At 59.2% G+C, this 22900-nt stretch carries 20 protein-coding genes and 2 pseudogenes; 11 read left to right on the top strand and 11 right to left on the bottom strand.

Translation table 11 applies throughout. From position 1 onward, the window contains the following. Nucleotide 1: 1 nt before the first annotated feature. The 6 genes and pseudogenes from MEB48_RS01785 to MEB48_RS01760 all read left to right on the top strand — a co-directional run. Nucleotides 2-493, top strand: coding sequence for a tripartite tricarboxylate transporter TctB family protein (locus tag MEB48_RS01785; protein WP_237881289.1), 492 nt, complete (start codon nt 2-4; stop codon nt 491-493). A gap of 24 nt (nt 494-517) precedes the next feature. Beyond that, a complete protein-coding gene (locus tag MEB48_RS01780) occupies nt 518-2026 on the top strand; it encodes a tripartite tricarboxylate transporter permease (RefSeq protein WP_237881287.1) in 1509 nt (502 codons plus the stop codon). A 450-nt stretch (nt 2027-2476) separates the two neighbouring features. Further along, complete coding sequence (locus tag MEB48_RS01775) at nt 2477-3103, top strand: hypothetical protein (protein ID WP_237881285.1); 627 nt, start codon at nt 2477-2479, stop codon at nt 3101-3103. Continuing rightward, complete coding sequence (locus MEB48_RS01770; RefSeq protein WP_237881283.1) at nt 3103-3546, top strand: phage holin family protein; 444 nt, start codon at nt 3103-3105, stop codon at nt 3544-3546. Before MEB48_RS01775 ends, MEB48_RS01770 begins: the two co-directional genes overlap by 1 nt. Further along, on the top strand, nt 3543-4373 hold the full coding sequence (locus tag MEB48_RS01765; protein ID WP_237881281.1) for a DUF3618 domain-containing protein: 831 nt from the start codon (nt 3543-3545) through the stop codon (nt 4371-4373). The genes MEB48_RS01770 and MEB48_RS01765 overlap by 4 nt, the downstream gene beginning before the upstream one ends. 113 nt (nt 4374-4486) lie before the next feature. Then, a pseudogene (locus tag MEB48_RS01760) lies at nt 4487-4759 on the top strand (hypothetical protein); the annotation flags it as partial. Nucleotides 4760-4804: 45 nt separating this feature from the next. On the opposite strand, the gene MEB48_RS01755 reads toward MEB48_RS01760, so the two are convergent. Continuing rightward, complete coding sequence (locus MEB48_RS01755) at nt 4805-5362, bottom strand: ATP-dependent Clp protease proteolytic subunit (protein ID WP_237881277.1); 558 nt, start codon at nt 5360-5362, stop codon at nt 4805-4807. A 287-nt stretch (nt 5363-5649) separates the two neighbouring features. Between MEB48_RS01755 and MEB48_RS01750 the strand changes: the two are divergent. Next, nucleotides 5650-5808: pseudogene (locus MEB48_RS01750) on the top strand (general stress protein); the annotation flags it as partial. 329 nt (nt 5809-6137) lie between these two features. Beyond that, complete coding sequence (locus tag MEB48_RS01745; RefSeq protein ID WP_237881275.1) at nt 6138-6479, top strand: hypothetical protein; 342 nt, start codon at nt 6138-6140, stop codon at nt 6477-6479. Nucleotides 6480-6632: 153 nt separating this feature from the next. On the opposite strand, the gene phaC is transcribed toward MEB48_RS01745, so the two are convergent. From phaC to phbB, 3 genes are all read right to left on the bottom strand, one after another. Next, nucleotides 6633-8333: a class I poly(R)-hydroxyalkanoic acid synthase gene (gene phaC / locus MEB48_RS01740; RefSeq protein WP_237881273.1), complete on the bottom strand. Its 1701-nt coding sequence runs from the start codon at nt 8331-8333 to the stop codon at nt 6633-6635. 87 nt (nt 8334-8420) lie between these two features. Continuing rightward, nucleotides 8421-9599: an acetyl-CoA C-acetyltransferase gene (locus tag MEB48_RS01735; protein ID WP_237881271.1), complete on the bottom strand. Its 1179-nt coding sequence runs from the start codon at nt 9597-9599 to the stop codon at nt 8421-8423. 57 nt (nt 9600-9656) lie between these two features. Continuing rightward, nucleotides 9657-10403, bottom strand: coding sequence for an acetoacetyl-CoA reductase (phbB, locus tag MEB48_RS01730; RefSeq protein ID WP_237881269.1), 747 nt, complete (start codon nt 10401-10403; stop codon nt 9657-9659). A 258-nt stretch (nt 10404-10661) separates the two neighbouring features. Between phbB and MEB48_RS01725 the strand changes: the two genes are divergently transcribed. Beyond that, nucleotides 10662-11699, top strand: coding sequence for an AraC family transcriptional regulator (locus MEB48_RS01725; RefSeq protein ID WP_269137348.1), 1038 nt, complete (start codon nt 10662-10664; stop codon nt 11697-11699). On the opposite strand, the gene MEB48_RS29305 is transcribed toward MEB48_RS01725, so the two are convergent. Next, complete coding sequence (locus tag MEB48_RS29305) at nt 11648-11767, bottom strand: hypothetical protein (protein ID WP_442969045.1); 120 nt, start codon at nt 11765-11767, stop codon at nt 11648-11650. The genes MEB48_RS01725 and MEB48_RS29305 overlap by 52 nt on opposite strands. Before the next feature lie 351 nt (nt 11768-12118). Here MEB48_RS29305 and phaP point away from each other — a divergent pair, with 351 nt between their 5' ends. After that, nucleotides 12119-12688, top strand: a complete 570-nt coding sequence (gene phaP, locus MEB48_RS01715) for a TIGR01841 family phasin (RefSeq protein WP_237881265.1) — start codon at nt 12119-12121, stop codon at nt 12686-12688. 35 nt (nt 12689-12723) lie between these two features. Here the strand turns inward: phaP and phaR are convergent, their stop codons facing one another. From phaR to MEB48_RS01685, 6 genes are all read right to left on the bottom strand, one after another. Continuing rightward, nucleotides 12724-13236 carry a polyhydroxyalkanoate synthesis repressor PhaR gene (gene phaR, locus MEB48_RS01710; protein ID WP_237881263.1) on the bottom strand — a complete coding sequence of 171 codons (513 nt, stop codon included), beginning with the start codon at nt 13234-13236 and terminating at the stop codon, nt 12724-12726. A 178-nt stretch (nt 13237-13414) separates the two neighbouring features. Then, nucleotides 13415-14683: an OprD family porin gene (locus tag MEB48_RS01705; protein WP_237881261.1), complete on the bottom strand. Its 1269-nt coding sequence runs from the start codon at nt 14681-14683 to the stop codon at nt 13415-13417. A 129-nt stretch (nt 14684-14812) separates the two neighbouring features. Beyond that, nucleotides 14813-16585 carry an acyl-CoA dehydrogenase C-terminal domain-containing protein gene (locus MEB48_RS01700; RefSeq protein ID WP_237881258.1) on the bottom strand — a complete coding sequence of 591 codons (1773 nt, stop codon included), beginning with the start codon at nt 16583-16585 and terminating at the stop codon, nt 14813-14815. Nucleotides 16586-16649: 64 nt separating this feature from the next. Continuing rightward, nucleotides 16650-18320: a cation acetate symporter gene (locus MEB48_RS01695; RefSeq protein ID WP_237881256.1), complete on the bottom strand. Its 1671-nt coding sequence runs from the start codon at nt 18318-18320 to the stop codon at nt 16650-16652. After that, a complete protein-coding gene (locus MEB48_RS01690) occupies nt 18320-18646 on the bottom strand; it encodes a DUF485 domain-containing protein (protein ID WP_237881253.1) in 327 nt (108 codons plus the stop codon). Before MEB48_RS01690 ends, MEB48_RS01695 begins: the two co-directional genes overlap by 1 nt. Nucleotides 18647-18769: 123 nt before the next feature. Next, a complete protein-coding gene (locus tag MEB48_RS01685; protein WP_237881252.1) occupies nt 18770-20392 on the bottom strand; it encodes an acyl-CoA synthetase in 1623 nt (540 codons plus the stop codon). A gap of 229 nt (nt 20393-20621) precedes the next feature. On the opposite strand from MEB48_RS01685, the gene MEB48_RS01680 reads away from it, so the two are divergent. Beyond that, nucleotides 20622-22898, top strand: coding sequence for a PAS domain-containing sensor histidine kinase (locus MEB48_RS01680; protein WP_237881249.1), 2277 nt, complete (start codon nt 20622-20624; stop codon nt 22896-22898). The last annotated feature ends 2 nt before the right edge of the window (nt 22899-22900 follow it).

Below are 22900 nucleotides of genomic sequence, written 5' to 3'. Positions count from 1 at the left end.
GATGGCCGGGCGGTGGAAAGTCATGCCGGCCCAACTGGCGATTGCCATAGGTGTAGTCGTCATCAGCGCGGTATTGGCGTTCGGCGCCTCGCGGTTTCCGCCCGAGATGGGCTTCGTCATCATGGCGGCCTACGTTTATCCCTATGCTGTCGCGGTGTTTCTGGGCGCCGTCGGCCTGTTGATGTGCTATCAGGCGCTCACCGGTGGTTTTCGCAACCTGCCCGATGACCACGAGACCACCCAAACTCAGCCTGGCGGCAAGGCCGGGGCGACCTGGGTCACCGCGGGGCTGGTGGGGGTTGCCTTGCTCATTTCCTACATCGGTTTCGTCTTGGCAGCCTCATTGCTGTTTGCCTGTTCGGCACGCGGGTTTGGCAGTCGTAGCCCGATGCGGGACCTGGCCATCGGCATCGCCCTGACGTTGCCGATTTACTGGCTTTTCACTGCCGGGCTAGGGGTTTCCCTTCCGCCCTTGATCAACGCCTGGATCTGATCCGGGCTGAAGGAGGTCGACAAGGTGGACATTCTCTCGAGTCTGGCAACCGGCTTCGGCGCCGCGTTGGCGCCGATCAATCTGATGTGGGGTTTTATCGGCTGCCTGCTGGGTACCGCGATCGGTGTTTTACCGGGGATCGGGCCGGCGCTGACCGTCGCCTTGCTGCTGCCGATTACCGCCAAGGTCGATCCTACCGGGGCGCTGATCATGTTCGCCGGCATCTATTACGGCGCGCAGTTTGGCGGCTCGACCACCTCGATCCTGCTCAACACCCCCGGGGAGTCGTCCTCCATGGTCACGGCCCTGGAAGGCAACCTCATGGCGCGCAACGGGCGGGCAGGCCCGGCGTTGGCGACGGCCGCGATAGGTTCATTCGTGGCCGGAACCATCGCGACGATTTTGCTGACCCTGTTCGCCCCCCTCGTTGCGACGCTGGCGCTGAAGTTCGGGCCAGCGGAGTATTTCGCGATTCTGGTACTGGCCTTCACCACAGTGTCGGCGGTGCTCGGTGCATCGATGTTGCGCGGCTTCGCCTCGTTGGGGATCGGGCTGACCATCGGCTTGATCGGTCTCGATTCGACCTCAGGCATTGCCCGCTACACCTTGGCGGTTCCCGAGCTGGTCGATGGGATCGAAGTCGTGCTGGTGGCAGTCGGCTTGTTTGCCGTCGGTGAAGCTTTGTACAGCGTGCTCTACCAGAAGGAAGAAACGGCCCGTCGACACCGCTTGACCTCGCTGTGGATGACCCGCGCCGACTGGAAACGCTCGGTTCCCGCGTGGTTGCGGGGCACCTTGATCGGCTTTCCCTTTGGCTCGATTCCGGCCGGTGGCGCGGAAATTCCGACGTTCCTTTCGTATTCGACCGAACGCAAACTCAGCAAGTACCCGAAAGAGTTCGCGGCCAGCAAAGGCGAGGGCGCCATCGAGGGTGTCGCCGGCCCCGAGGCGGCCAACAACGCCAGCGCCACCGGTTCGCTGGTGCCGCTGCTGACGCTGGGCATACCGACCTCAGCCACAGCGGCGATCCTGTTGGCCGCGTTCCAGAACTACAACCTGCAACCGGGGCCGCTGCTGTTCCAGACCTCGGGCGAACTGGTCTGGACGCTGGTGGCCTCGCTGTACATCGGCAACGCCATCCTGCTGGTGTTGAACCTGCCGTTGGTGGGCCTGTGGGTCAAGCTCCTGCAAATCCCCCGGCCGTACCTGAACGCCGGCATTCTAGTGTTCGCAACCATCGGCGTGTACGGCATGCGCCACTCAACGTTCGACCTGTTTCTGATGCTGGGCATCGGCTGGGCAGGGGTGTTGATGCGGCGTTTCGATTTCCCCGTCGCCCCGGTGATTGTGGGCATGCTGCTGGGCCCGATGGCGGAAAAACAACTGCGCAACGCCTTGTCCATCAGCCAGGGCGACTGGATGGTGTTTGTGACACAACCCATTGCGGCCTCGCTCCTGGTGCTGACGCTGTTGGTGTTGCTGGTTCCGTACGTGCTGCATAAACGCGGTATCAAATTGCATGAGGATGATTGAGTGCTTCCCGAGCCGGTTTGATGATGCTTTGCCCTAGGAGCATGGCTCAAGAATCCCCACGTAGATCGTTCCCATGCTCCGCGTGGGAATGCCTCAACGGACGCTCCGCGTTCGGCTCCGGAAGGGACGCGGAGCGTCCCTGGCTGCATTCCCACGCAGAGCGAGGGAACGATCATCGAGCTACCACAAAATTTTCGGAAGTGATTCAGGCTCGGGTGTTGCAGCGGGAGGAGGGGTTCAAGACTGCTGTTTAGCGATGTTTGATCTGACGCTATCGCGAGCAGGCTTGCTCCCACAGGTTCCGCCCCGCGAGTCCCACCGCTGCGCTTTTCATCACTTCATCATCTGCTTGGAACTCCCTGCCAGACGCCTCGTCATCTGCAATGAAGCACCACCGCGGGCATGCCGCGGCCACTTCCTGACGTATTCACTACGAAGGCGAGGGATGACATGACTATTCCAGACAGCAGAACCGGACAACCGGATGCCCCTCGGGATCCCGCAGGCTCCGAACAAAACTTTCAGCATATAAAGGAGGAGGTTACCGATGCGATAGGCGGTGCCCGGCATCAGGCCGACGAGCAATTCGGCCAGTATCGCGATACCGCAGCGGATCAGATTGAAGCGTTGGCCAGAGGCGCCCAATCGGTCGTTTCCGAGATCAGGACGAACGATACGTTTGGGATGTCCGACTACCTGGCGGACATGGCCGACAGCATGAGCAACCTGGCCGGAAAACTGCGCAGCAAAAGTGCCGAAGAGCTTTTGCACGATGGCGCTGATCTGGCACGCGACAATCCAGGGTTGTTCATTGTCGGCAGCATCGCGGTGGGGTTCGGTCTGTCGCGGTTCCTGAAAGCGGGCACGGCCACCCTGCCGACAACGACCGCTCAGAGCAGCACACCCACATTCAGTGGCGATGGCTCGCAAGGACTTTATGAAACGTCGATGCCGCAAGGAGGCGATCTATCGCCCGGTTTGGCCACCGGCATTACGCCGTCCTCGCCGAGCGCGCCCGACCATCGTGGCGATGGTTCCTCAATGCCGGGGTCCACCCCCTTCTCAGGAGAACGGTGATGAACAGAGACAATCCAGAACTGCAACGCACCCCACCCGTCACACCGTCTGTCACGACGGTTGATCATGACGCTTCCGTGGTCGGTTTATTGCGGCAGTTAGCCCGCGAAGTCCCGGCGTTATTCACCAAGGAGCTGGCGTTGGCCAAGGTGGAATTGCAGGCCAGCCTGACGACATTGAAAGCAGGGATTGCCGGGGTCGCCGGTGGCGCCATTGTGTTGCTCGCCGGGTTCATCATGCTGCTGATGGCTGTGGTCTATGCCTTGAGCCTGGTGATGGCGCCCTGGCTGGCCGCGCTGATTGTCGGCGTCGTGGTGATGGTCATCGGGTTCGTGATGTTGCAGGCAGGCAAAAAACAATTCGAGCCTTCCCACTTCAAGCCTGATCGCACCCTGGACGCGTTGAACAAAGACCAGGAAGCCCTGCGGAGGAAAGTGTCATGAACCGTGAGTTCAAAACCGAAGCGACCAAGAGCCCGGAAACCATCGAGCGTGAAATCGATGCACAACGGGAGAACATCGGGCATATCGTCGACGCGCTGGAAAGCAAATTTACCCCCGGCCAGATGTTCGATCAGGCGCTGTTGCTGATGCAAAGCAACGGCTCGACTTTCATGACCAATCTGGGCACCAGTGTGCGCAACAACCCCGTGCCTGCGGTGCTGACCTCGGTCGGGCTGATGTGGTTGATGATGAGTCAGAATCGGCCACCGACGCCCAGGGAATATCGCGTCGAACCGGAGCAGGATATCGACTGGACCGATGATTTGGGCGAAGGGCTCTCCGAGAGTCTGGACAGCGCCCGTCAGCGTCTTCACACCACCACCGATTCGCTCAAGGACAGTTATCAGGCGGTCAAGGGCAAGGCGGCGCACCTGGGCGACAGCCTGCACGCGACGACCGATCACCTCAGTCGCACGGTCCATGACACCAGTGATCGCCTGGCGCGCAGGACTCATGAAATGGGCGACCGGTTCAGTCATCTGCTCAAGGAGCAACCACTGATGATGGCTGCGGTCGGTGTCGCGGTGGGCGCGTTGCTGGGCGCGGCGTTACCGACCACTGCGACGGAACGCCGTTATCTGGGCAGGACCAGCGCAAGCCTCACTGGAAAGGTCAAACAGCAAGCACGGGAGGGCTATGAGGCGGTGCGCGAAAAGGTGATGGAAACCACGGAGCCCCACGAGTCAATCGCGGGAGAAACGGGCGAGATGCGCAGGACCGCGTCCGAACCCCCAGCCGATCTGTCGCGTGGCCTGGGGACTTCTTGACAGGTATCAGGGCAAGGCGGGAGGTCTGAGGCACAGACGTCCCGTCGAGCCCGGTTTGTCGACGCCTTGAAACAGGCAGGGCGCCAAGATCAGGCAATGACGAGGTACGCAGCATGATTGATGAATCCACAGGAATGACCCCCGGCGTGCGCTACGAAATCGAGAATCGGGAAAGGGTAGAACCGTTTGCCGGTTTCTTTCTGGATGGCAAATATTACCTTACGCCTGAACTGCAAACGGCCATCGGCTGGCTCGAGGGCAACCGCTTTATCTACGATGAACTTGATCCCGAGGGCGAACCGGTTTTCAAAGAGCGTGTGGCCGGCACTATCAGGGATTTGAAACTCACGTTGAGTGATGGAATGACGCTGGAGATTCACCCCATTGCTGGCACTTGATTCATTGGTAGCGAAACCGTCTCGGAACAGGCGTCAACCGCCACTGATTTTCCAGTGTTTGACGTTATCGGCAAACACCATCTGATGCATTTCGTGGGCGATTCCATAGGCCAGGGATTCATGCGCCGCGATTACTTTCTCTTCCGCTGAAAGGCAATGGAAAATATCCAGTTTGGTATCCGCGTGGGCAGTTTCCAGGGCAAAAATTTGCACGTAGCGCGCGAGGTCGTTATCCAGGCTCAAGAGGTATTCGCGCAGGCGTTGATGGTCGACCGAGCTTTGGGGGAAGTACCAATTCATGGGGTGAATCAGAAACCGCGAATGGGGCGCGGTGATCCGTCGGCCGGCGGCCAGGTACATGATGATGCCCATCGACTCGATGTTGCCGGCATTAATCGCGCACAGTGGCACCGGCAGGGATTTAAGGAAGGTGTAGAGGGCGAAGCCAAAGTTGGTGCTGCCGCCGCTGGTGGAGAGATTCAGCAGTAAGGAGGAGGCGCCCTGGTCGATGGCGTCGAGGCAGCAGTCCCTGAAGCGTTCCATCGTGCCCTGATCAATCTGGCAATGAAAGTGGACGATGTGCTCTGTCATCGACGTACCTCCATACGGGATAAATTAGAGAGCTGATCGCTCGGCGTACCTGCTTGAATGATGCCAGACCTCAACGCGCTTTTCTTTGATGAATTTGTATAAGCGCAACCCATTTTATATTCGTTTGATTCACCCCCCATTAGTCGCCGCGTCAGGAGTTTTCTGGAACTAATCATCCCAATCCGCCTGTCGCAAGAACGATGGATCAGTTCAAACTTTCAACCGCAGAAACCCTCGGAATTAGACGGGCCGACAAAGGTTCGTGAGTAACACTGAGGAGAACGAAAATGGCTAACACCGGAAACAAGAACCCAGGCAATTTTGCCAATGACCCTGAAAAAGCCTCCGAATCTGGCAAAAAAGGCGGGCAGTCGGGCGGCGGGTTCATGAATGATCCGCAACGGGCCTCCGAAGCCGGCAAAAAAGGTGGACAGGCTTCTGGGGGACGTCAATCCAGCGATACCAATCGTCCCGGCAGCGGACAAGGAGCAGGGCGCCAAGGCAACTCTGTCGAAGACAGAGAGAGAATGTCTGATGCAGACAAAAAAGGAGGAGGGCAAACTCCCGGCGGTGGGCGTAAACCCTGATGCCGTGTGAAATACATCAAGCCCCGCTTCTGGCGGGGCTTGTTTTTCGATAGTGCGGCGCAACTATCGGTTCAAGTAATAGTGACAATCAAGAAACGCAAGTTCTGCTTTGTCGGGCAACGTCGGAAAATCGCTTCCATCGAAGACACTGCTCAACGACCCCGACTTTTATTTTCAGGACTTCACCGATGCGCCCTTTATTTGCTCCTGTCATGGCTTTCGCCTCCTTGCTGCTGACCGGTTGCGCCTCCGCGCCGAACGACCCGACGCTGACCTTTCAGACGAAAAAAACGCCTGCCGAGTACGCCGACTGCGTAGTGCCGAAGTTGCAGGGCAGCGCCCTGAACCCGACGGTCTCGCAAACCCAGCGCAGCTACCGGATCGTGGTGCCGAGCAAGGTCGCGGCAGACAACGTTCTCGAAGCCTACAAAGCCCCGAATGGCGGCAAGGTGTTTTTGTATGAGCGCCACTTGCTGGCATCGAGTTTCCTGCCTTCGAGTTTCGAACGTGCCGCGCAGGAATGCCTGTAACCGGTAACCGCTTTTGAAAATGCTCCTTTGGTTGGCCGCAACCAGCCAATTTTTTGTCCCGTGGCTCATTCGGTCGCGGGACTTTTTTTGCGTGTAGATAGAAAGCCTCAGAGTGATCTGAGGAGTTCGCCCATTTAACCGGACGGGTTCCTGTCATTGCATCACATAACGCCCCGGTGCCGACTCAAGTGCCGGGTATTTAGCATTCCCCGTGCTCAGCACTGAAGGCTGGCGTTCCCCGGCATGTTCGGCCAGCCAGACAAACCAGTCATTCCACCAACTACCCGGATGCTGCTGGGCATTCTTGAACCAGGTTTCTGGATTCTTGGTGACGCGATTGTTGGTCCAGTAATGGCGTTTTTCCTTGGCCGGTGGGTTGATCACCCCCGCGATATGCCCTGAAGCGCCGAGCACGAAACGCTTGGTTCCAGACAGTAGCTCGGTGCTGGCGTAGGCGCTTTTCCATGGCACGATGTGGTCGTCATGGGTGGCGAGGATGTACGCCGGGGCGTCGATGGCGCGCAGGTCCAGCTTGACCCCGCAGCAATCCAGCTCGCCGGATTTCAGATCGTTCTGCAGGTAGGTATGGCGCAGGTACCAGCAGTACATCGGCCCGGGCAGGTTGGTGCTGTCGTTGTTCCAGAACAGCAGGTCAAGGGGTATCGATTTCTGCCCCTTGAGGTATTTGTCGACGTTGTAGTTCCACCACAAGTCATTGGGGCGCAGCAACGAGAATGTATTGCCCATGTCCTCGCCCTTGAACAGGCCGATGGGGCCGTTTAGGCCGCCGATGGTGCGCTCGCGATAAGCCACCAGTTGCTCGTCGACGAAGATGTCGATGGGGCCGGTATCGAGGTAGTCGAGGAAGGTGGTCAGCAGGCTCACGCTGGCGATCTCTTTGTCGCCACGGGCGGCCAATACGGCCAGCGCCGAGCTCAATAACGTGCCACCAATGCAGAAACCCACGCAATTGGGCCGTTGCTCGCCGCTGATTTCACGGGTCAGCTCAAGCCCTTTGATAATCCCGGTTTCAATCAAGTCATCCCAGGTGGTGCCGGCGTGTTCCTGGTCGAAGTTGCGCCACGACATCAGAAACACCGGGTGGCCTTGCTGCAACAGATGGCGAACCATCGAATTGTCGGGGCGCAGGTCGAGGATGTAGTACTTGTTGATCGATGGCGGAACGATAAACACCGGGCGTCGGTACTGGGTTTCGCTTTGCGGATAGTACTGGATGAGCTGGAAGAGTTCGTTCTCGAAGACCACTTCGCCGGGGGTGTTTGCCAGGTCGACGCCCACTTTGAACGCGCCGGCGTCGCACTGGCGCATCTTGCCTTCCTGCAGATCGCTGGCCAGGTGCATCAGGCCTGTGAGCAGGCTGCTTCCTTGGGTGTCAACGACCCGTTGCAGCGCATCCGGGTTACTGGCCAGAAAATTGCTCGGCGCGCCGGCGGCGATGGCTTGCTCCGCCAGATAGAGCAAGCGTTGACGCGGCTTTTTACCGTCGATCGGCAGCTGATCGAGCAGCTTCAGCAGAAAGCCGGCATTGAGCAGATAAAACGCCGCGAGGGAACCGAACAGCGGTTGGCTCCAGTTGCCGCTGGCGAAACGCCGATCTTCGAAGCTGAAGGGCTGGCCGGATAATAGACGCTGGCCGAGTTCACACCATTGTTGCTGGTAGTCCGATTGGAGGCTATCCAGGGTTTCGCGTGACAGCTCGAACCAGGCGTTGTAATCCTGCCCGGTAAACCAGGGATTGGTGCTGACCCAGAACCTTAATTGTTGAACTGCAAAGGAAGCAATGAACGGAACCTGGCCCGACCAGAGTGTGTTTAAGGTATACGCGTTGTCCATGGAACTCCTTGCCCACATGAATAAACCGGACGGAAAAAAACGCGGCGCCGGACGTCGGCGCCGCATCTGACAACTCAGCCTGTGTTTCTAACGCTCGATGACCAGGCTGACGCCCTGGCCGCCACCGATGCACAAGGTCGCCAGACCTTTTTTGCCATCGCGACGGATCAGTTCATGTACCAGCGACACCAGAATCCGCGCGCCTGATGCGCCGATCGGATGCCCGAGGGCAATGGCGCCACCGTTGACATTGACCTTATTCATGTCCCAGCCCAGTTCCTTACCGACGGCCAGTGACTGCGCGGCGAACGCTTCGTTGGCTTCGATCAGGTCCAGGTCGTCCAGGCTCCAGCCGGCTTTCGTCAAGACCAGACGGGTAGCGGGCACCGGGCCGATGCCCATGATCGACGGGTCTACCCCGGCGCTGGCATACGCCTTGATGCGCGCAAGTACCGGCAAGCCCAGAGCCAGGGCCTTGGCGGCGCTGGCCAGCATCAACACGGCGGCGCCATCATTGAGGGCCGACGCGTTGCCCGCGGTTACGCTGCCGTTTTTCTGGAACGCGGGTTTGAGATTGCCCAGTGCCTGGAGCGTGCTGTCCGGACGCGGTTGTTCATCGGTGTCGAAGACCAGCGGCTCGCCCTTGCGCTGGGGAATCAGGATCGGGGTGATTTCACCCTTGAAGTAACCCGCCTCGATGGCCGCAGCGGCTTTCTGTTGCGAGGTCGCGGCGAAGGCGTCCTGATCTTCGCGACTGATGCTGTATTGATTCGCCAGATTCTCGGCAGTGATGCCCATGTGGTAGTCGTTGAAGGCATCCCACAAACCATCCTGAATCACGCTGTCTTGCAGTTGCGCATGTCCCAGACGCAGACCGGTGCGCGCCTTGGGCAGAACATAGGGCGCCAGGCTCATGTTTTCCTGACCGCCGGCAATCACCAGTTCGGCGTCGCCGCAACGGATCGCCTGGACCGCGAGCTGGACTGCCTTGAGGCCTGAACCGCAGACTTTGTTCAGGGTCAGGGCAGGGGTGGTATGGGGCAAGCCGGCCTGGATCGCGGTCTGGCGTGCCGGGTTTTGCCCGGAGCCTGCAGTCAGCACTTGGCCGAGGATGACTTCATCAATCTGCGCAGGGGCGATCCCGGTCTGTTCAAGCAGGCGACGAATCACCGCCGCGCCCAATTCGGTAGCTGGAATGGCGGATAGCGAACCTTGAAAACTGCCAATGGCGGTGCGAGTAGCGGCAACGATTACGACTTCGTTCATGCATGACCTCATTAGGATTCTGTCGAGCGGGAGCAGGGCATTCATGCCCTGACAGACTTACTGCATGTTCATGCCGCCGTTGACCGAGAAGTCGGCACCGGTGCTGTAGGCCGATTCATCGGACGCCAGCCAGGCGACGATCGAAGCGATTTCTTCGGGTTGCCCAAGGCGCCCGACCGGTGTGGCTGCAATCATGGTGTCGAGAATGTCCGGGCGGATGGCCGCGGTCATGCTGGTCTGGATGTAGCCGGGCGATACGGTATTGACGGTCACGCCCTTGCCCGAGACTTCCCGGGCCAGTGCCATGGTGAAGCCATGGATGCCGGCTTTGGCAGCGCTGTAATTGGTCTGGCCGAACTGGCCGCGCTGACCGTTGATCGACGAAATGTTGATGATCCTTCCCCAGCCCTTGGCCAACATGCCTTCAATCACCTGTTTGGTGGTGTTGAACAGGCCGCTGAGGTTAGTCCCGATCACCGCGTTCCAGTCTTCTGGAGTGAGTTTGCGAAAGGACGCATCCCGAGTGATGCCGGCGTTATTGACCAGCACATCGATCGGGCCGAATTGCTCTCGTGCCATCTCGAAGGCCTTGCGGGTCGATTCCCAATCGGTGATGTCGCCGAAGATGCATTCGAACTGATAACCGGCCGCCAGTTGGGTGGCTATCCATTCGTTCTTGCGGGCGGAATCCGAGCTGCAGCCGACGATGACCTTGAATCCTTCCTTGTACAGGCGTTGGCTTATCGCAGTGCCAATCCCACCCATACCACCCGTGACCAACGCAATACGACCAAGCGACTCCATACAATCCCTTCCTTTCTTTGTTTTGCGTTGCAAGATGGGGGGGATTGTTCGGTATTGGCCGGGTGTGCGGAAGTGTTGAGAGGTGACTGTCTGGTGTCCAACGGTGCCATGCCCAGGTTAATGACGGGGGGCGAAAAACGCTGGTTACCTATACTGGGATCAATATTGGCAACTGAAGAACCCGTTAGACTTTGATTCATTGCAGATCAGTTTTGGCTGCGGACAGGATGTTCGGTTCCACAGGTCATTGAGGACGCCATGTATAGAATGAGTTCTGGCTATGCCAGCGTGCTGGTAAATACGCTCTCGGCTCAAGGACTGGATGTTGCCAGTCTGTGTCGGGAGGCTGGACTAGACATGAAGCTTGCGAACAAACCAGGAGCGTTTTGCGAGCGAAGGGCGATTTATCGATTATGGGATCTGGCCGCTCAGGCCTCGGGCGATCCGGACATAGGCCTGAAGGCCTATGGAAGTTTCCACCCCGGCAGCTTTCAGATCGTCGGCTACACCATGATGTCCAGCCTGAATCTGAAAAAAGCCCTTGAGCGCCTGGTCCGTTTCAGTCCGTTGATTGGCACCGGATTCAGCCTTTTCTTTACATCGGAACCGCAGGGTTACCGACTTTCCGGCCTCGATCATCACCAAAAAGGTTCGGTCAAACCTCGCCAATACACCGATGCAGCGCTTACTTCGTTGCTGGGCTTCTGCCGTAAGCTGGCGGGCGGTAACTCACCGCAACCCTTGAGTGTGGAGTTCACCTATCCCGAACCTGAAGACACCTCCGAGCATCGACGGTTGTTTGGCTGCGACCTGCGTTTCGACGCGACTTACGACAGCATTTTGTTTGATGGGCAGGAGCTCCTGCGTCCGTTGAGCATGGCCAACGAAACGCTGGCGGTGCTGCATGACAGTTTTGCCGAGGCACAACTGGATCTGCTGTTTGGTTTTTGCATAGTCGGCAGGATTCGCGCGCTGATTACCGAGCGCTTGAGTCAGGGCCAGAGGCAATGCGATATGGAGTCGATCGCGGCGGCATTGAACGTTAGCAAGCGCACGCTGCAACGCGCGCTGGAAAAGGAAGGGACGCAATTCAAGGACGTGCAGAACGCTGTGCGCCGGCAATTGGCCGACTTCTACCTGCGCCATTCTCACTTCAACATGAAGCATGTCGCGTATCTCCTTGGTTTTCATGATCACAGCAGCTTTAACAAAGCCTGTAACCGCTGGTTTGGCATGACACCTGGTCAGTATCGGGCCGATGAATCGTTGGCAATCGAGGAAACCGCGCCGGTCTGACACGCATTGATCGCATCGACCGAACCTAGCAACTCACGGTGCTCACGCCGCGCCACTTCACCGGACATGAAGATACCCAGATGACCGATGCTCGCATGTCGCAGGTAAACGATGGGATCGCTACGCTCGTCATCTTGCAGCGCAACATTGACTTCCTCACCCGTGGTGATCTCCTGCTGCTATGCATGGGAACCTGCGCATCTAAACCCTTTAGTTAAAGAGGGCTAGGCTGGCCGTTCGATGAGCAGGAGTCTACAGCGAAGAAGGAGGGCGTTAGCAATGTTTATTTTGCACTGCACAAGAATAGGCATTGCCAAATAGTTTTGTGCACTGCAATATCAAGGCTAACGCGATAACTGACCGGATCGCTATCGCGTCCTCAGGCTCTTCAGGGCCATCCAGTACCAGGAGATTCAAGCATGTCTTTTTTCAATTCGGAAAAACTGCAGACCGCTCAGAAAGCCAACCTCGACCTTTTGCAGCAAATCAGCAGCAAAGTCTTCGCCAGCGTTGAACAGCTCAGCCAGTTGCAGTTCAAGGCACTGCGCGACTCCACCGAGGAGCAGTTCGAAGGTGTTCGCAAGCTGCTGGCCGTCCGTGATCCACAAGGTTTCGCCGAGCTGCAGGCTTCTTTCATCCAGCCGAGCGCGCAAACCGAACGCCTGGCCGAGTTCAATCGACAGGTTCAAGCATTGATCGTGGGTACTCAGTCGGACATCGTCAAATTGACCTCGAGTCAGGTCGAAGCGGGTACCCAGCAGATGCATGAGTTCGTGGAAACGATCAGTAAGAATGCACCGGCCGGCTCCGAGCCTGTTGTGGCCGCGTTCAAGTCGGGCCTGGCGAATGCCGGTACTGTGTTCGAAAGCGCACAGAAAGCCGTAAAACAGGCTGCCGATGTGGCTCAGAGTGGTTTCGAGGCAGCGACTGCCGCGAGCACTAAAGCTGCTCCAGAAGCAAGCACCAAGGCTACCAGCGGTAACAAGTAAGTCACACTGGATCAGCGGCACCAATGGCGATGGATTTACTCCCCATCGCCATTTTTTTTCTTTCCGTTATCGGCACCGGGCTTGCCGCCGAACATGCCGAACAGGTTCTGGGTGTTCAGGTACAGTGCCTTCGACTGGTCGACATATTGCCGCATCAAATCCTGCATCACCGGCGCTTGCTGGTGCATGAAGGTGCTCCAGGCTTCGGAGGATTGCGCACCGGTCTGGGACTGGATGTCGATCACGGTCTGAATGCTTTTGTCCAGGTAACTGGCGAGTACGCCCTGATAAGGGCCGTAGAACTGGATAATCCCCATCAGCATGTCGCTGGTGAAGATTGGCTCACCGCCGCTTTCGGCTTCCAGAATCACTTGCAGCAAGATGCTGCGCGTCAGATCCTCGCCGCTCTTGGCATCGACCACCTGAAAGGCAATTTTGTCGAGCACCAACTGGCGTATGTCCGCCAGCGTCAGATGACTGCTGGTATGAGTGTCATACAGTCGGCGATTGGGGTACTTCTTGATCAGGCGGGGGGTGGTATCAGTCATGCGGGGCGTCTCGCGCGGGCCTGGTTTGCAGGCATCTTAACCTACTCTGGCCATGCTCCGCGTACCGATCGTTCCCACGCTCCGCGTGGGAACTCATCCTCGGACGCTCTGCGTCCGCTCTTGGGACGCGGAGCGTCCCGGGCTGCATTCCCACGCGGAGCGTGGGAACGATCAGGTACTACCAGATCGGCAAGGTGTAGCTGACGATCAGGCGGTTTTCATCCAGGTCGCTGCCAAAGTGGGTCGAGCGAACTGTCGCGTTACGCCATTTCACCCCGACATTCTTTAATGGCCCGCTCTGCACGACATAGCCAATGTCGGTATCACGTTCCCATTCCTTGCCTTGCGGGCGGTTGCCGCCCAGATCGATGTTGTCGCCGGTGAGGTAACGGGTCATGAAGGTCAGCCCCGGAATGCCAATGGCCGCAAAGTTGTAGTCGTAACGCGCCTGCCAGGATTTTTCGTCCTTGCTGGCGAAATCGCCGATCTGCACGAAGTTCACCAGGAACGCATCGGTGCCGTTGACGTAGGCGTAGCCGGTGTCGCCGCTCATGCCTTGATAACCCAGGCCCAACGCATGCCCGCCGAGGCTGTAGGTGAACATCGCGCCGATGGCATTGTTATCGACATTACTGCCACCGTCGTCCGTGGAGCGGGCGAAGCGCAGATCCGTCTTCAGCGACTGGCCGGTTGTGACCGGCAGCACGTAGGTCAGGTTGACCAGGTGCTGGCTGTAGAAGTTGTCGAGGTGACCATAGCTGTAGCCCGTGGCGAGGTTGCTGGTCCATTTGTAGTTCAGGCTGGCGAAATTGAAGCTGTCGCTATCGAGATGACCTGTGGTGATGCCCTTGGCGCCGGTGCGGGTGATGCCCATATGCTCATAGTCCGAGGAGTCGCGCTGATTGACTTGCGTCAGTCGCCCGGCATCCACCGTCAGGCCTTCGATCTCCAGCGATGTCAGCTGACCGCCCTCGAAGGTTTGTGGCAACAACCGTGAGTCGTTGGCCAATACCGTCGGCAGTTTCGGCAGTAGCGTGCCGAGCTTCAGCGTGCTTTTGGAGGCCCGCACTTTGGCCGTCAAACCCAGTTCGCCGTACTCGTCCTGAGCCCCTTTGCGGGTGTCGCGATGGCGTTTGAGTAGGCCGGAGCCTGCGCGATCGGGGCTGGAATCGAGCTTGACGCCGAGCAGGCCAATGGCATCGAAACCCACGCCGATCAACCCTTCGGTGAATCCCGATTCATAGCGCAGCAGGAAACCTTGCGCCCATTCCTCTTGTTTGGATTGCGGGGCGTTGTTCTGGCGGTAGTCGCGATTGAAATAGAAGTTGCGCAGCTCCAGGCTGGCCTTGCTGTCTTTGACAAAGTCAGCAGCGGCGGGGGCCGAGAGGCTGATGACGCCGCCGGCCAGCAACAGTCGGATAACGAGGATGCGGGTGTTGCGGTCCATGGTGAAGCCCCTTTGTTTTTATTATGGAAAAACAGGTTCCGCGGCCCTCGCCGGATGGGCGAGGGCTGATCAATAAAAAAACGCGAACGCCAAAAAGAGAGGAGCGGGGCGCCGCGTTCGGTTCAATCGTTAGAATTGTTCGGCGCGCAGGCCAAACAACGAGGCACTGCCCGCGAGGATGGATTGTTCCAGGCTCAAAATGCGCGGCAGCAGGCGATGGATGTAGAAGTCGGCGGTGGCGATCTTTGCACCATAAAACCCTTCATCTTCGTGCAGCTTTTGCTTGGCAACCTGTGCCATGCGCGCCCAAAGCCAGGCATAGGCGACGTAACCGAACAGGTGCAAATACTCCACCGAAGCAGCGCCGACTTCGTTGCGATTGGTGGTCGCCTGGTCCTGCAGCCAGTCGCTCAGGTCTTCCAGACGCTGCACGGCATCGAACAGTTGAGCGGAGTAGGGCGCGTCGGGCTGATGGGCGAAATGGCGGATCTCGCCGGTGAACTGGCGCAGCGCGGAGCCCTTATCGGCGAGCACTTTGCGTCCAAGCAAGTCCAGGGCCTGAATGCCGTTGGTGCCTTCGTAGATCTGCGCGATGCGCACGTCGCGGACCAATTGTTCCTGACCCCATTCGCGGATGTAGCCATGGCCGCCGAACACTTGCTGGCCGTTGATGCAGCTTTCCAGCCCCGTGTCGGTGAAGAATGCCTTGGCCACCGGCGTGAGCAGTGCCACCAGGATCTGCGCGCGGTCCTGTTCCCTGGGGTCATCGGAAAACTTCGCCAGGTCCAGTTGCTGCCCGACATAACTGGCGAACGCACGGCCGCCCTCGGTCATGGCTTTCATGCTCAGCAGCATGCGGCGCACATCTGGGTGGACGATGATCGGGTCGGCCACTTTGTCCGGAGCAACAGCACCGGTCGGCGCGCGACTCTGAACGCGTTCACGTGCGTAGGCGACGGCGTTCTGATAGGACGCTTCGGCGCAGCCAATGCCCTGAATGCCGATGGACAAGCGCTCGTAGTTCATCATGGTGAACATCGCCGCCAGGCCTTTGTTGGCTTCGCCGACCAGCCAGCCGCTGGCGCCGTCGAAGTTCATCACGCAGGTGGCCGAAGCCTTGATGCCCATTTTGTGTTCGATCGAACCGCAACTCACAGCGTTGGCCTCGCCGAGGGAGCCGTCGACATTGACCAGCACTTTGGGGACGACAAACAGCGAGATGCCTTTGGGCCCCGCCGGTGCGTCCGGCAGTTTGGCCAGCACCAGATGCACAATGTTTTCAGTCAGGTCCTGATCACCACCGGTGATGAAGATCTTGCTGCCGGTGATGCTGAAGCTGCCGTCGGCCCGGGGCTCGGCGCGGGTGCGGATAATCCCCAGATCGGTGCCGGCGTGGGCTTCGGTCAGGCACATGGAACCGGCCCAGCGGCCTTCGTACATCGGCGGCAGATAGAGATTTTTCAGGGTGTCGCTGGCGTGGGCATCCAGCGCCAGGCAGGCACCGGAACTCAACGCCGAATACAGCGCGAAGCTGGAATTGGCGCCGTAGAGCATTTCTTCGAACTGCACGGCGAGCATCTTCGGCATGCCCATGCCGCCAAAATCGGCGTTGCCGGACAGGCCCACCCACCCGCCTTCGATGTAGGTGGCATAAGCCTGTTTGAAACCGATTGGCGTGCTGACCTGGCCGTCGGCCCACTGGGCGCCTTCCTCGTCGCCGCTGCGATTCAATGGCGCAATCAGGTGCGAGGTGACTTTGGCCGCCTCCTCAAGAATGGCGTCGGCGGTGGCGGCGTCGACACTGTCGGCCAGGGCCGGCAAGCGTGCCCACAAGGCCGGGGCATCGAACACTTCATGCAACACAAAGCGCATGTCGCGCAGCGGGGCGTTGAATTCGGGCATAACGTGAACCTCAAAAGGTTGTGCGATGGGCACGGCGCCGCTTGAGCAGGCCGTGCCCTTTCTATCAATGACTGGAAGCGCTGGCTGCACCGAGGCCGGTCTGGGCGCGAACGAACTGGTCGGCGTAAGCGTCACGCTCCTTGTCGGCCCGCACGCTGCGGTCGAGTTTGGATACGACGACTATCACGAAGAACGCCAGTGGCATGGAGAACAGCGCCGGGTGGTCGTACGGGAAGATCGCATGTGCATGGCCGAGCACGGTGACCCAGACCGCTGGCGAGAGGATCACCAGGACCAGCGCGCAGATCAGCCCGGCGAAACCGCCGATGATTGCGCCTTTGGTGGTCAAGCCTTTCCAGTACATCGCCATGATCAGCACCGGGAAGTTGGTCGACGCAGCAATGCCGAAGGTCAGGCCCACCAGGAACGCGACGTTCATCTTCTCGAACAGAATGCCCAGCACAATCGCGATGATGCCAAGGCCTACGGTGGCCATGCGGGTCACGCGCATTTCCTGTTTCTCGCTGGCTTTGCCCTTCTTGAACACCGTGGCGTAAAGGTCATGGGAAATCGCCGAAGCACCGGCCAGGGCCAGCCCGGAGACCACCGCAAGGATGGTGGCGAAGGCCACGGCCGAGAGGAAACCGAAGAACAGATTGCCACCGACCGCTTTGGCCAAGTGCATGGCGACCATGTTGCCGCCACCCATCAAGGTGCCGCCGACTTCGCCATTGACGTAGTACTGCGGGTCAGTGCCGATGATCACCATCGCGGCGAAGCCCAGGGTGCATACCACCAGGAAGAAGAAGCCGATGAAACCGGTGGCGTAGAACACCGATTTGCGCGCTTCCTTGGCGTTAGGCACCGTGAAGAAACGCATCAGAATGTGCGGCAGGCCGGCAATCCCGAACACCAGGCCCAGCGACATCGAAGCGGTGTTGATCGGGTCGGCGAGCATTGAGCCAGGGCCCATGATGTTCCAGCCACTGGCGTGCGCCTGGACGGCTTTGTCCGCGAGGGTTTCGTAGCTGAAGCCGAACTGCGACATGGCCATCAATGCCAAAGTCGTGCCGCCGGCAAGCAACAGCACGGCCTTGATGATCTGCACCCAGGTGGTGGCGATCATGCCGCCGAAAATCACATACACAAGCATCAGTGCGCCGACGATCACCACGGCTACCGGGTAGTCCAGGCCGAATAGCAATTTGATCAACTGACCCGCGCCGACCATCTGCACGATCAGGTAGCAACACACCACGGTCAGCGAACCGAAGGCGGCGAAGATCCGCACTTTGTTCTGGTCCAGGCGATAGGACACGATGTCGGCAAAGGTGTAGCGCCCCAGATTGCGCAAGCGCTCAGCCATCAGGAAGGTGATGATCGGCCAGCCAACAAAAAAGCCGATGGTATAGATGAAGCCATCGTAGCCCTTGGCGAACACCAGGCTGGACAGCCCCAGCAACGTGGCGGCGGACATGTAGTCGCCGGCAATTGCCAGACCGTTCTGGAACCCGGTGATGCCACCGCCCGCGGTGTAGAAGTCCGAAGTGGATCTGGTTTGCCGCGCGGCCCACCAAGTGATGGCCAATGTGCCCAGTACGAAGACGAAGAACATGCCGATCGCATGCAGGTTGAGCGGCTGTTTTTCCACCGCACCCAGCGTGGGTGCAGCCAGTACAACGGAGGCCGGCAATAGCCCGGCAGCGGCGAGGAGAAGTTTACGCAACAGAGTCATCACTTGCTCTCCTCGAGAATGGCGGCGCCCAATGCATCGAAACGCGTGTTGGCGCTGTAGACGTACCAACCGGTCAGGAGCCAGGAAAAAATGATGATCGCCGCGCCAACCGGCATGCCCAGGGTCAACATCCGATGCTCGGCGATCGGCGCATGCAGCCACTGCGGGGCAAACGCCACCACCAGCATGAACGCGTAGTAGGTGCCGAGCACGGCAGCACTCAGCGACCAGGCCAGGCGCGAACGGCTGCTCACCAATTGAAGGAATTTGGGGTTGGACCGAATGCGTTCACAGCGCTTTGTATCGGTTGAATGGATGTCGATCATGGGTGGCTCCACATTGTTTTTGTTATCAGTGTGTAGGTCAGGGGCAGGGCCAAAATTCAGCCTGCACGAGCCCGAAGCGGCAGGTAAAACACCTGCCGCCTGGTGGGTACAACGTCGATTCGGTTAGAGCGCTTTGGCCCTGTCGCGCAGAACGTACTTCTGGATCTTGCCGGTTGAAGTCTTCGGCAGCAGGGTGAAAATCACGGTGCGCGGGACTTTGAAACCGGCAAGGTGTTCGCGGCAGAAACTGATGATGTCGGCTTCGCGAACGTCCTGGTGATCAGCCTTCAATGTGACAAAGGCGCAGGGCGTTTCGCCCCATTTCTCATCGGGACGGGCGACGACGGCCGCTTCCATGACGGCTGGATGGCGATAGAGCACACCTTCCAGTTCGATGGTGGAAATGTTCTCACCGCCGGAAATGATGATGTCCTTGAGTCGGTCCTTGATCTCGACATAACCGTTGGGATGACACACCGCCAGGTCGCCGGTGTGGAACCAGCCGCCGTCGAACGCTTCGGCCGTAGCCGTCGGGTTCTTCAGGTAGCCCTTCATCACGGTGTTACCGCGCATGAAGATCTCACCGATGGTCTGACCGTCTCGCGGGGTCGGCTCCAGTGTCTTCGAATCGCCAACCATCACACCTTCGAGCGTCGGGTAGCGCACGCCCTGACGGGATTTGATTTGTGCTCTTTCGTCGAGCGGCAACTCATCCCATTCGGCATGCCAGGCGCAGAGCGTCACCGGGCCATAGGTTTCGGTCAGGCCATAGACGTGGGTGACCTTGATGCCCATTTGTTCCACGGCACCGATCACTTTGGCCGGCGGTGCGGCGCCAGCGACCATCGCGTTGACCGGATGATCGATCGCCGCTTTAGCCGATTCCGGCATGTTGACCAAGGCATTGAGCACGATCGGCGCAGCGCACAGATGGGTGACCTGATGCTCGCGGATCAGCGTGAGGATTTTCTGTGGATCGACGCGGCGCAGAAACACATGCACACCGGCCATGGCGGTGATGATCCACGGGTAGCACCAACCGTTGCAATGGAACATCGGCAAGGTCCAGAGGTACACCGGATGGTTACCCATGGCCCAGGTCATCTGGTTGCCCAATGAGTTCAGGTAGGCACCGCGATGGTGGTAAACCACGCCTTTGGGGTTGCCAGTGGTGCCGGAGGTGTAATTCAGAGAGATGGCTTGCCATTCATCATCGGGCCACTGCCAGGCGAAGGCAGGGTCGCCTTCGGCCAACAGCGCTTCATAGTCCAGATCGCTGACAGCCTGGCCTTCGCCGTACTCCAGATCATTAACGTCGATGACCAATGGCGGGTGATCCAGCATGCCGATCGCCGCGTGAATCACATCATGGAACTCACGGTCGGTAATCAGCACCTTGGCTTCGCCATGCTGCAGCATGAAGGCAATGGCTTCGGCATCCAGACGCACGTTGAGCGGGTTGAGTACCGCGCCAATCATCGGCACGCCGAAATGCACTTCGAGCATCTCGGGAATGTTGGGCAGCATCACCGCCACCGTGTCGTTCTTGCCGATACCGCGACCGGCCAGCGCCGAGGCCAGACGGCGGCAGCGGGTATAGGTCTGCGCCCAGGTGCGGCGGATCGAGCCATGGATGACGGCGGGATAGTTTGGGTAAACGCTGGCGGTGCGCTCGATGAAGCTGAGCGGAGACAAGGCAATATGATTGACAGCCGCAGGGCCTAGCCCTTGTTCATAGATCGACATGTACGGGTACTCGGTGGCTGATTGTTAGCTCTATAGGTGACCTTGCAGCGTAGTCGCTGAGGTCGCCTTTTATGTCCGGGTTGATTTATATAACATTCAGCTACCGATATGGAAGTACAACCTACGTCATATAGGATATGTACTATATTTTATTCTTGCGGGCTAAATGAATACAGTGGCACCGCCAAGGCCGGTATATCCTTGGCCTCCCCAACGAAGCGGACCTGTGATGACCCTGACTCCCGTTCGATTGCACAGCTGGTTGCGCCTGCAGCGCGAGGGTGTGTCTCTGGCCGCCCGGGCCGATGCGTTGTGCCGTGCGCTGCAGGATTGCCCCGAGGTGCGCCGGGCGGTTTATCTGAGTTGGCAACCCACTGCGCGGATTTACAGCCACGAGGGCGCCGCCCAGCATTTTCCACCGGGGCTGGGCGACCCTTCGCTGGCCAGCGATCAGCGGCTGTTTGAGCGGCTGGCCGAAGCGGGGCGGCTGGATCTGGCTCAAGTACGTCAACTCGATTGTTGGCTGGCCGGCCGACTGCGCAGGGCCGCTATCAGCCATGGCCAGGTGTTTGATCTGGCCTTGCAACCGGGGCAGGCGGGGTTGTTGCTGGTGGAAGTGTGTGAGGGCGTGAGTCTGGATTGGCTGGGTTGGGTGCAGGACTTGCTGACGACGTTGCTGAGCAGCATCAACGGCATGCTGCGCGGCTCACCGCTGTTGGGGCACGACCCGCAACCGAGTCTGTTGCTCGATGCGCAGGGCCGGCCGCTGGAGTTCAACGCGGCGTTGCTGGCGTTGCTGGCCGAAAAGCCGCTGACCGATGTGCTGGGTTTTTTGCCGGTGAATCACCGGGTGCTGGTACGCGCCTGCCTGGACCAGCAACGCGCCATCGAAGGGGTCGAAGCCCAATTCGAAGCACAGATCCTGATCTGGACGTTTATCCCCGATCCGCAGGACAACCGTGTGCTCGCCCGGTGTCGCGATGCCACGGCACAAGTGCTGGCCGAGCGTGAAGCGGCCACGGCACGTCGGCTGTACCGGCTGATCATTGAAAACACCACCGACCTGATTTCCCGACACACTCCCGACGGGCGCTTTCTCGATGCCTCGCCGGCGTCCTGGACATTGCTCGGCTACTGGCCGGAGGAGTTGCGCGGGCAAATGGCCCAAGGCTTGTTCCATGGTCAGGACCTGGCCAGCCTGGTACAGCGCGCGCGGGATGCCCTGGAGCAGAACGGTTATCACACGATGACGTATCGGATTCGCCATCGGGATGGGCATTACCTGTGGTTTGAAACCGCCAGCCGGGCGATTCGTGAGACCTATACCGGGACGGTGGTGGAAGTGGTCAGCGTGTCCCGGGACATTACCGCCCGGGTGCACGCCGAGGAGAACAAGCGACGCCTGGCGGAAGTCGTCGAGGCCAACACCGATCCTGTGTTATTCATCGACCCCGAGGGCCAAGTCACTTACCTCAATCCAGCGGCGCGGCGCATCCTGGGGATCGATGAGCAACAACAGATGCCAGCGCTGGCAACCTTGTTCGCCAGCGGCGACCTGGCACGTCTGCAGCGTGATGGCTGGAGCAGCGCCGAGCGCGACGGTGTCTGGAGCACCGATGCGAGATTGCAGTCACCGGGAGGCGGCACTTCAGTGCCGGTATCGCTGGTGCTGCTGGCGCACCGTTCGGCCGGTGGCGAGCGCTATTACTCGTTGGTGGCACGGGACATGACCGAGCGTGAACTACGTGAGGTGCAGCAGCGCCGCCATCAGGACGAACTGGCGCACACCGCGCGGTTGGTCACCCTGGGTGAATTGGCCTCGGGCATCGCTCACGAAATCAACCAGCCATTGGCGGCAGTCGTCAATTACGCCAATGCCAGCCAGCGCTATTTGCAGACGCTGGATTCCAATCCCCAGGCCGCCGCCAAAGTGGCGCAAGGGCTGGAGCGCATTACCCATCACGCCACTCATGCTTCAGAAGTGATCAGACGTTTGCGGGCGTTTCTGCGCAAGGGGCAACGCCGCATGCAGGCCTTGAACTTCACCGAAGTCGCCCGCGAGGCCGTGCGTTTATGTGCCTGGGAGGCGAGCAATTGCCAAGTGACAATCGAGGATCGCCTACCGGATAATCTGCCGCCGATTTATGCCGACCGAGTGCTGCTGGAGCAGGTCCTGCTCAATCTCTTGCGAAATGCCATCGATGCCAACCGCGAACAACATCCGGGGCAACCCTCGCTGATCGTGATGGCTGCGGGGCAGGGCGCGGGTGCAACCGTGGAAATCAGTGTGCAAGACCAAGGGCCAGGCGTCAGCGAGCCCGAGCTGGAGCAGATATTTACCCCGTTCTATACCAGCAAGACCGATGGCCTGGGGCTTGGCTTGTCCATGAGCCGCAGCATCATCGAAGGTTTCGGTGGCGAATTGCAGGCCCGACGCCAAGCTGTCGGGCTGCTGATGTGCTGCCGTTTGCCGCTGGCCGGCCCAACAAAACAACAACAGGAATAATG

It is taken from the genome of Pseudomonas sp. PGPR40, assembly GCF_022014505.1.
Classification (GTDB): domain Bacteria; phylum Pseudomonadota; class Gammaproteobacteria; order Pseudomonadales; family Pseudomonadaceae; genus Aquipseudomonas.
Note: the sequence above shows the minus strand (reverse complement) of the source record. Positions and strands in the feature narration are given on the sequence as shown.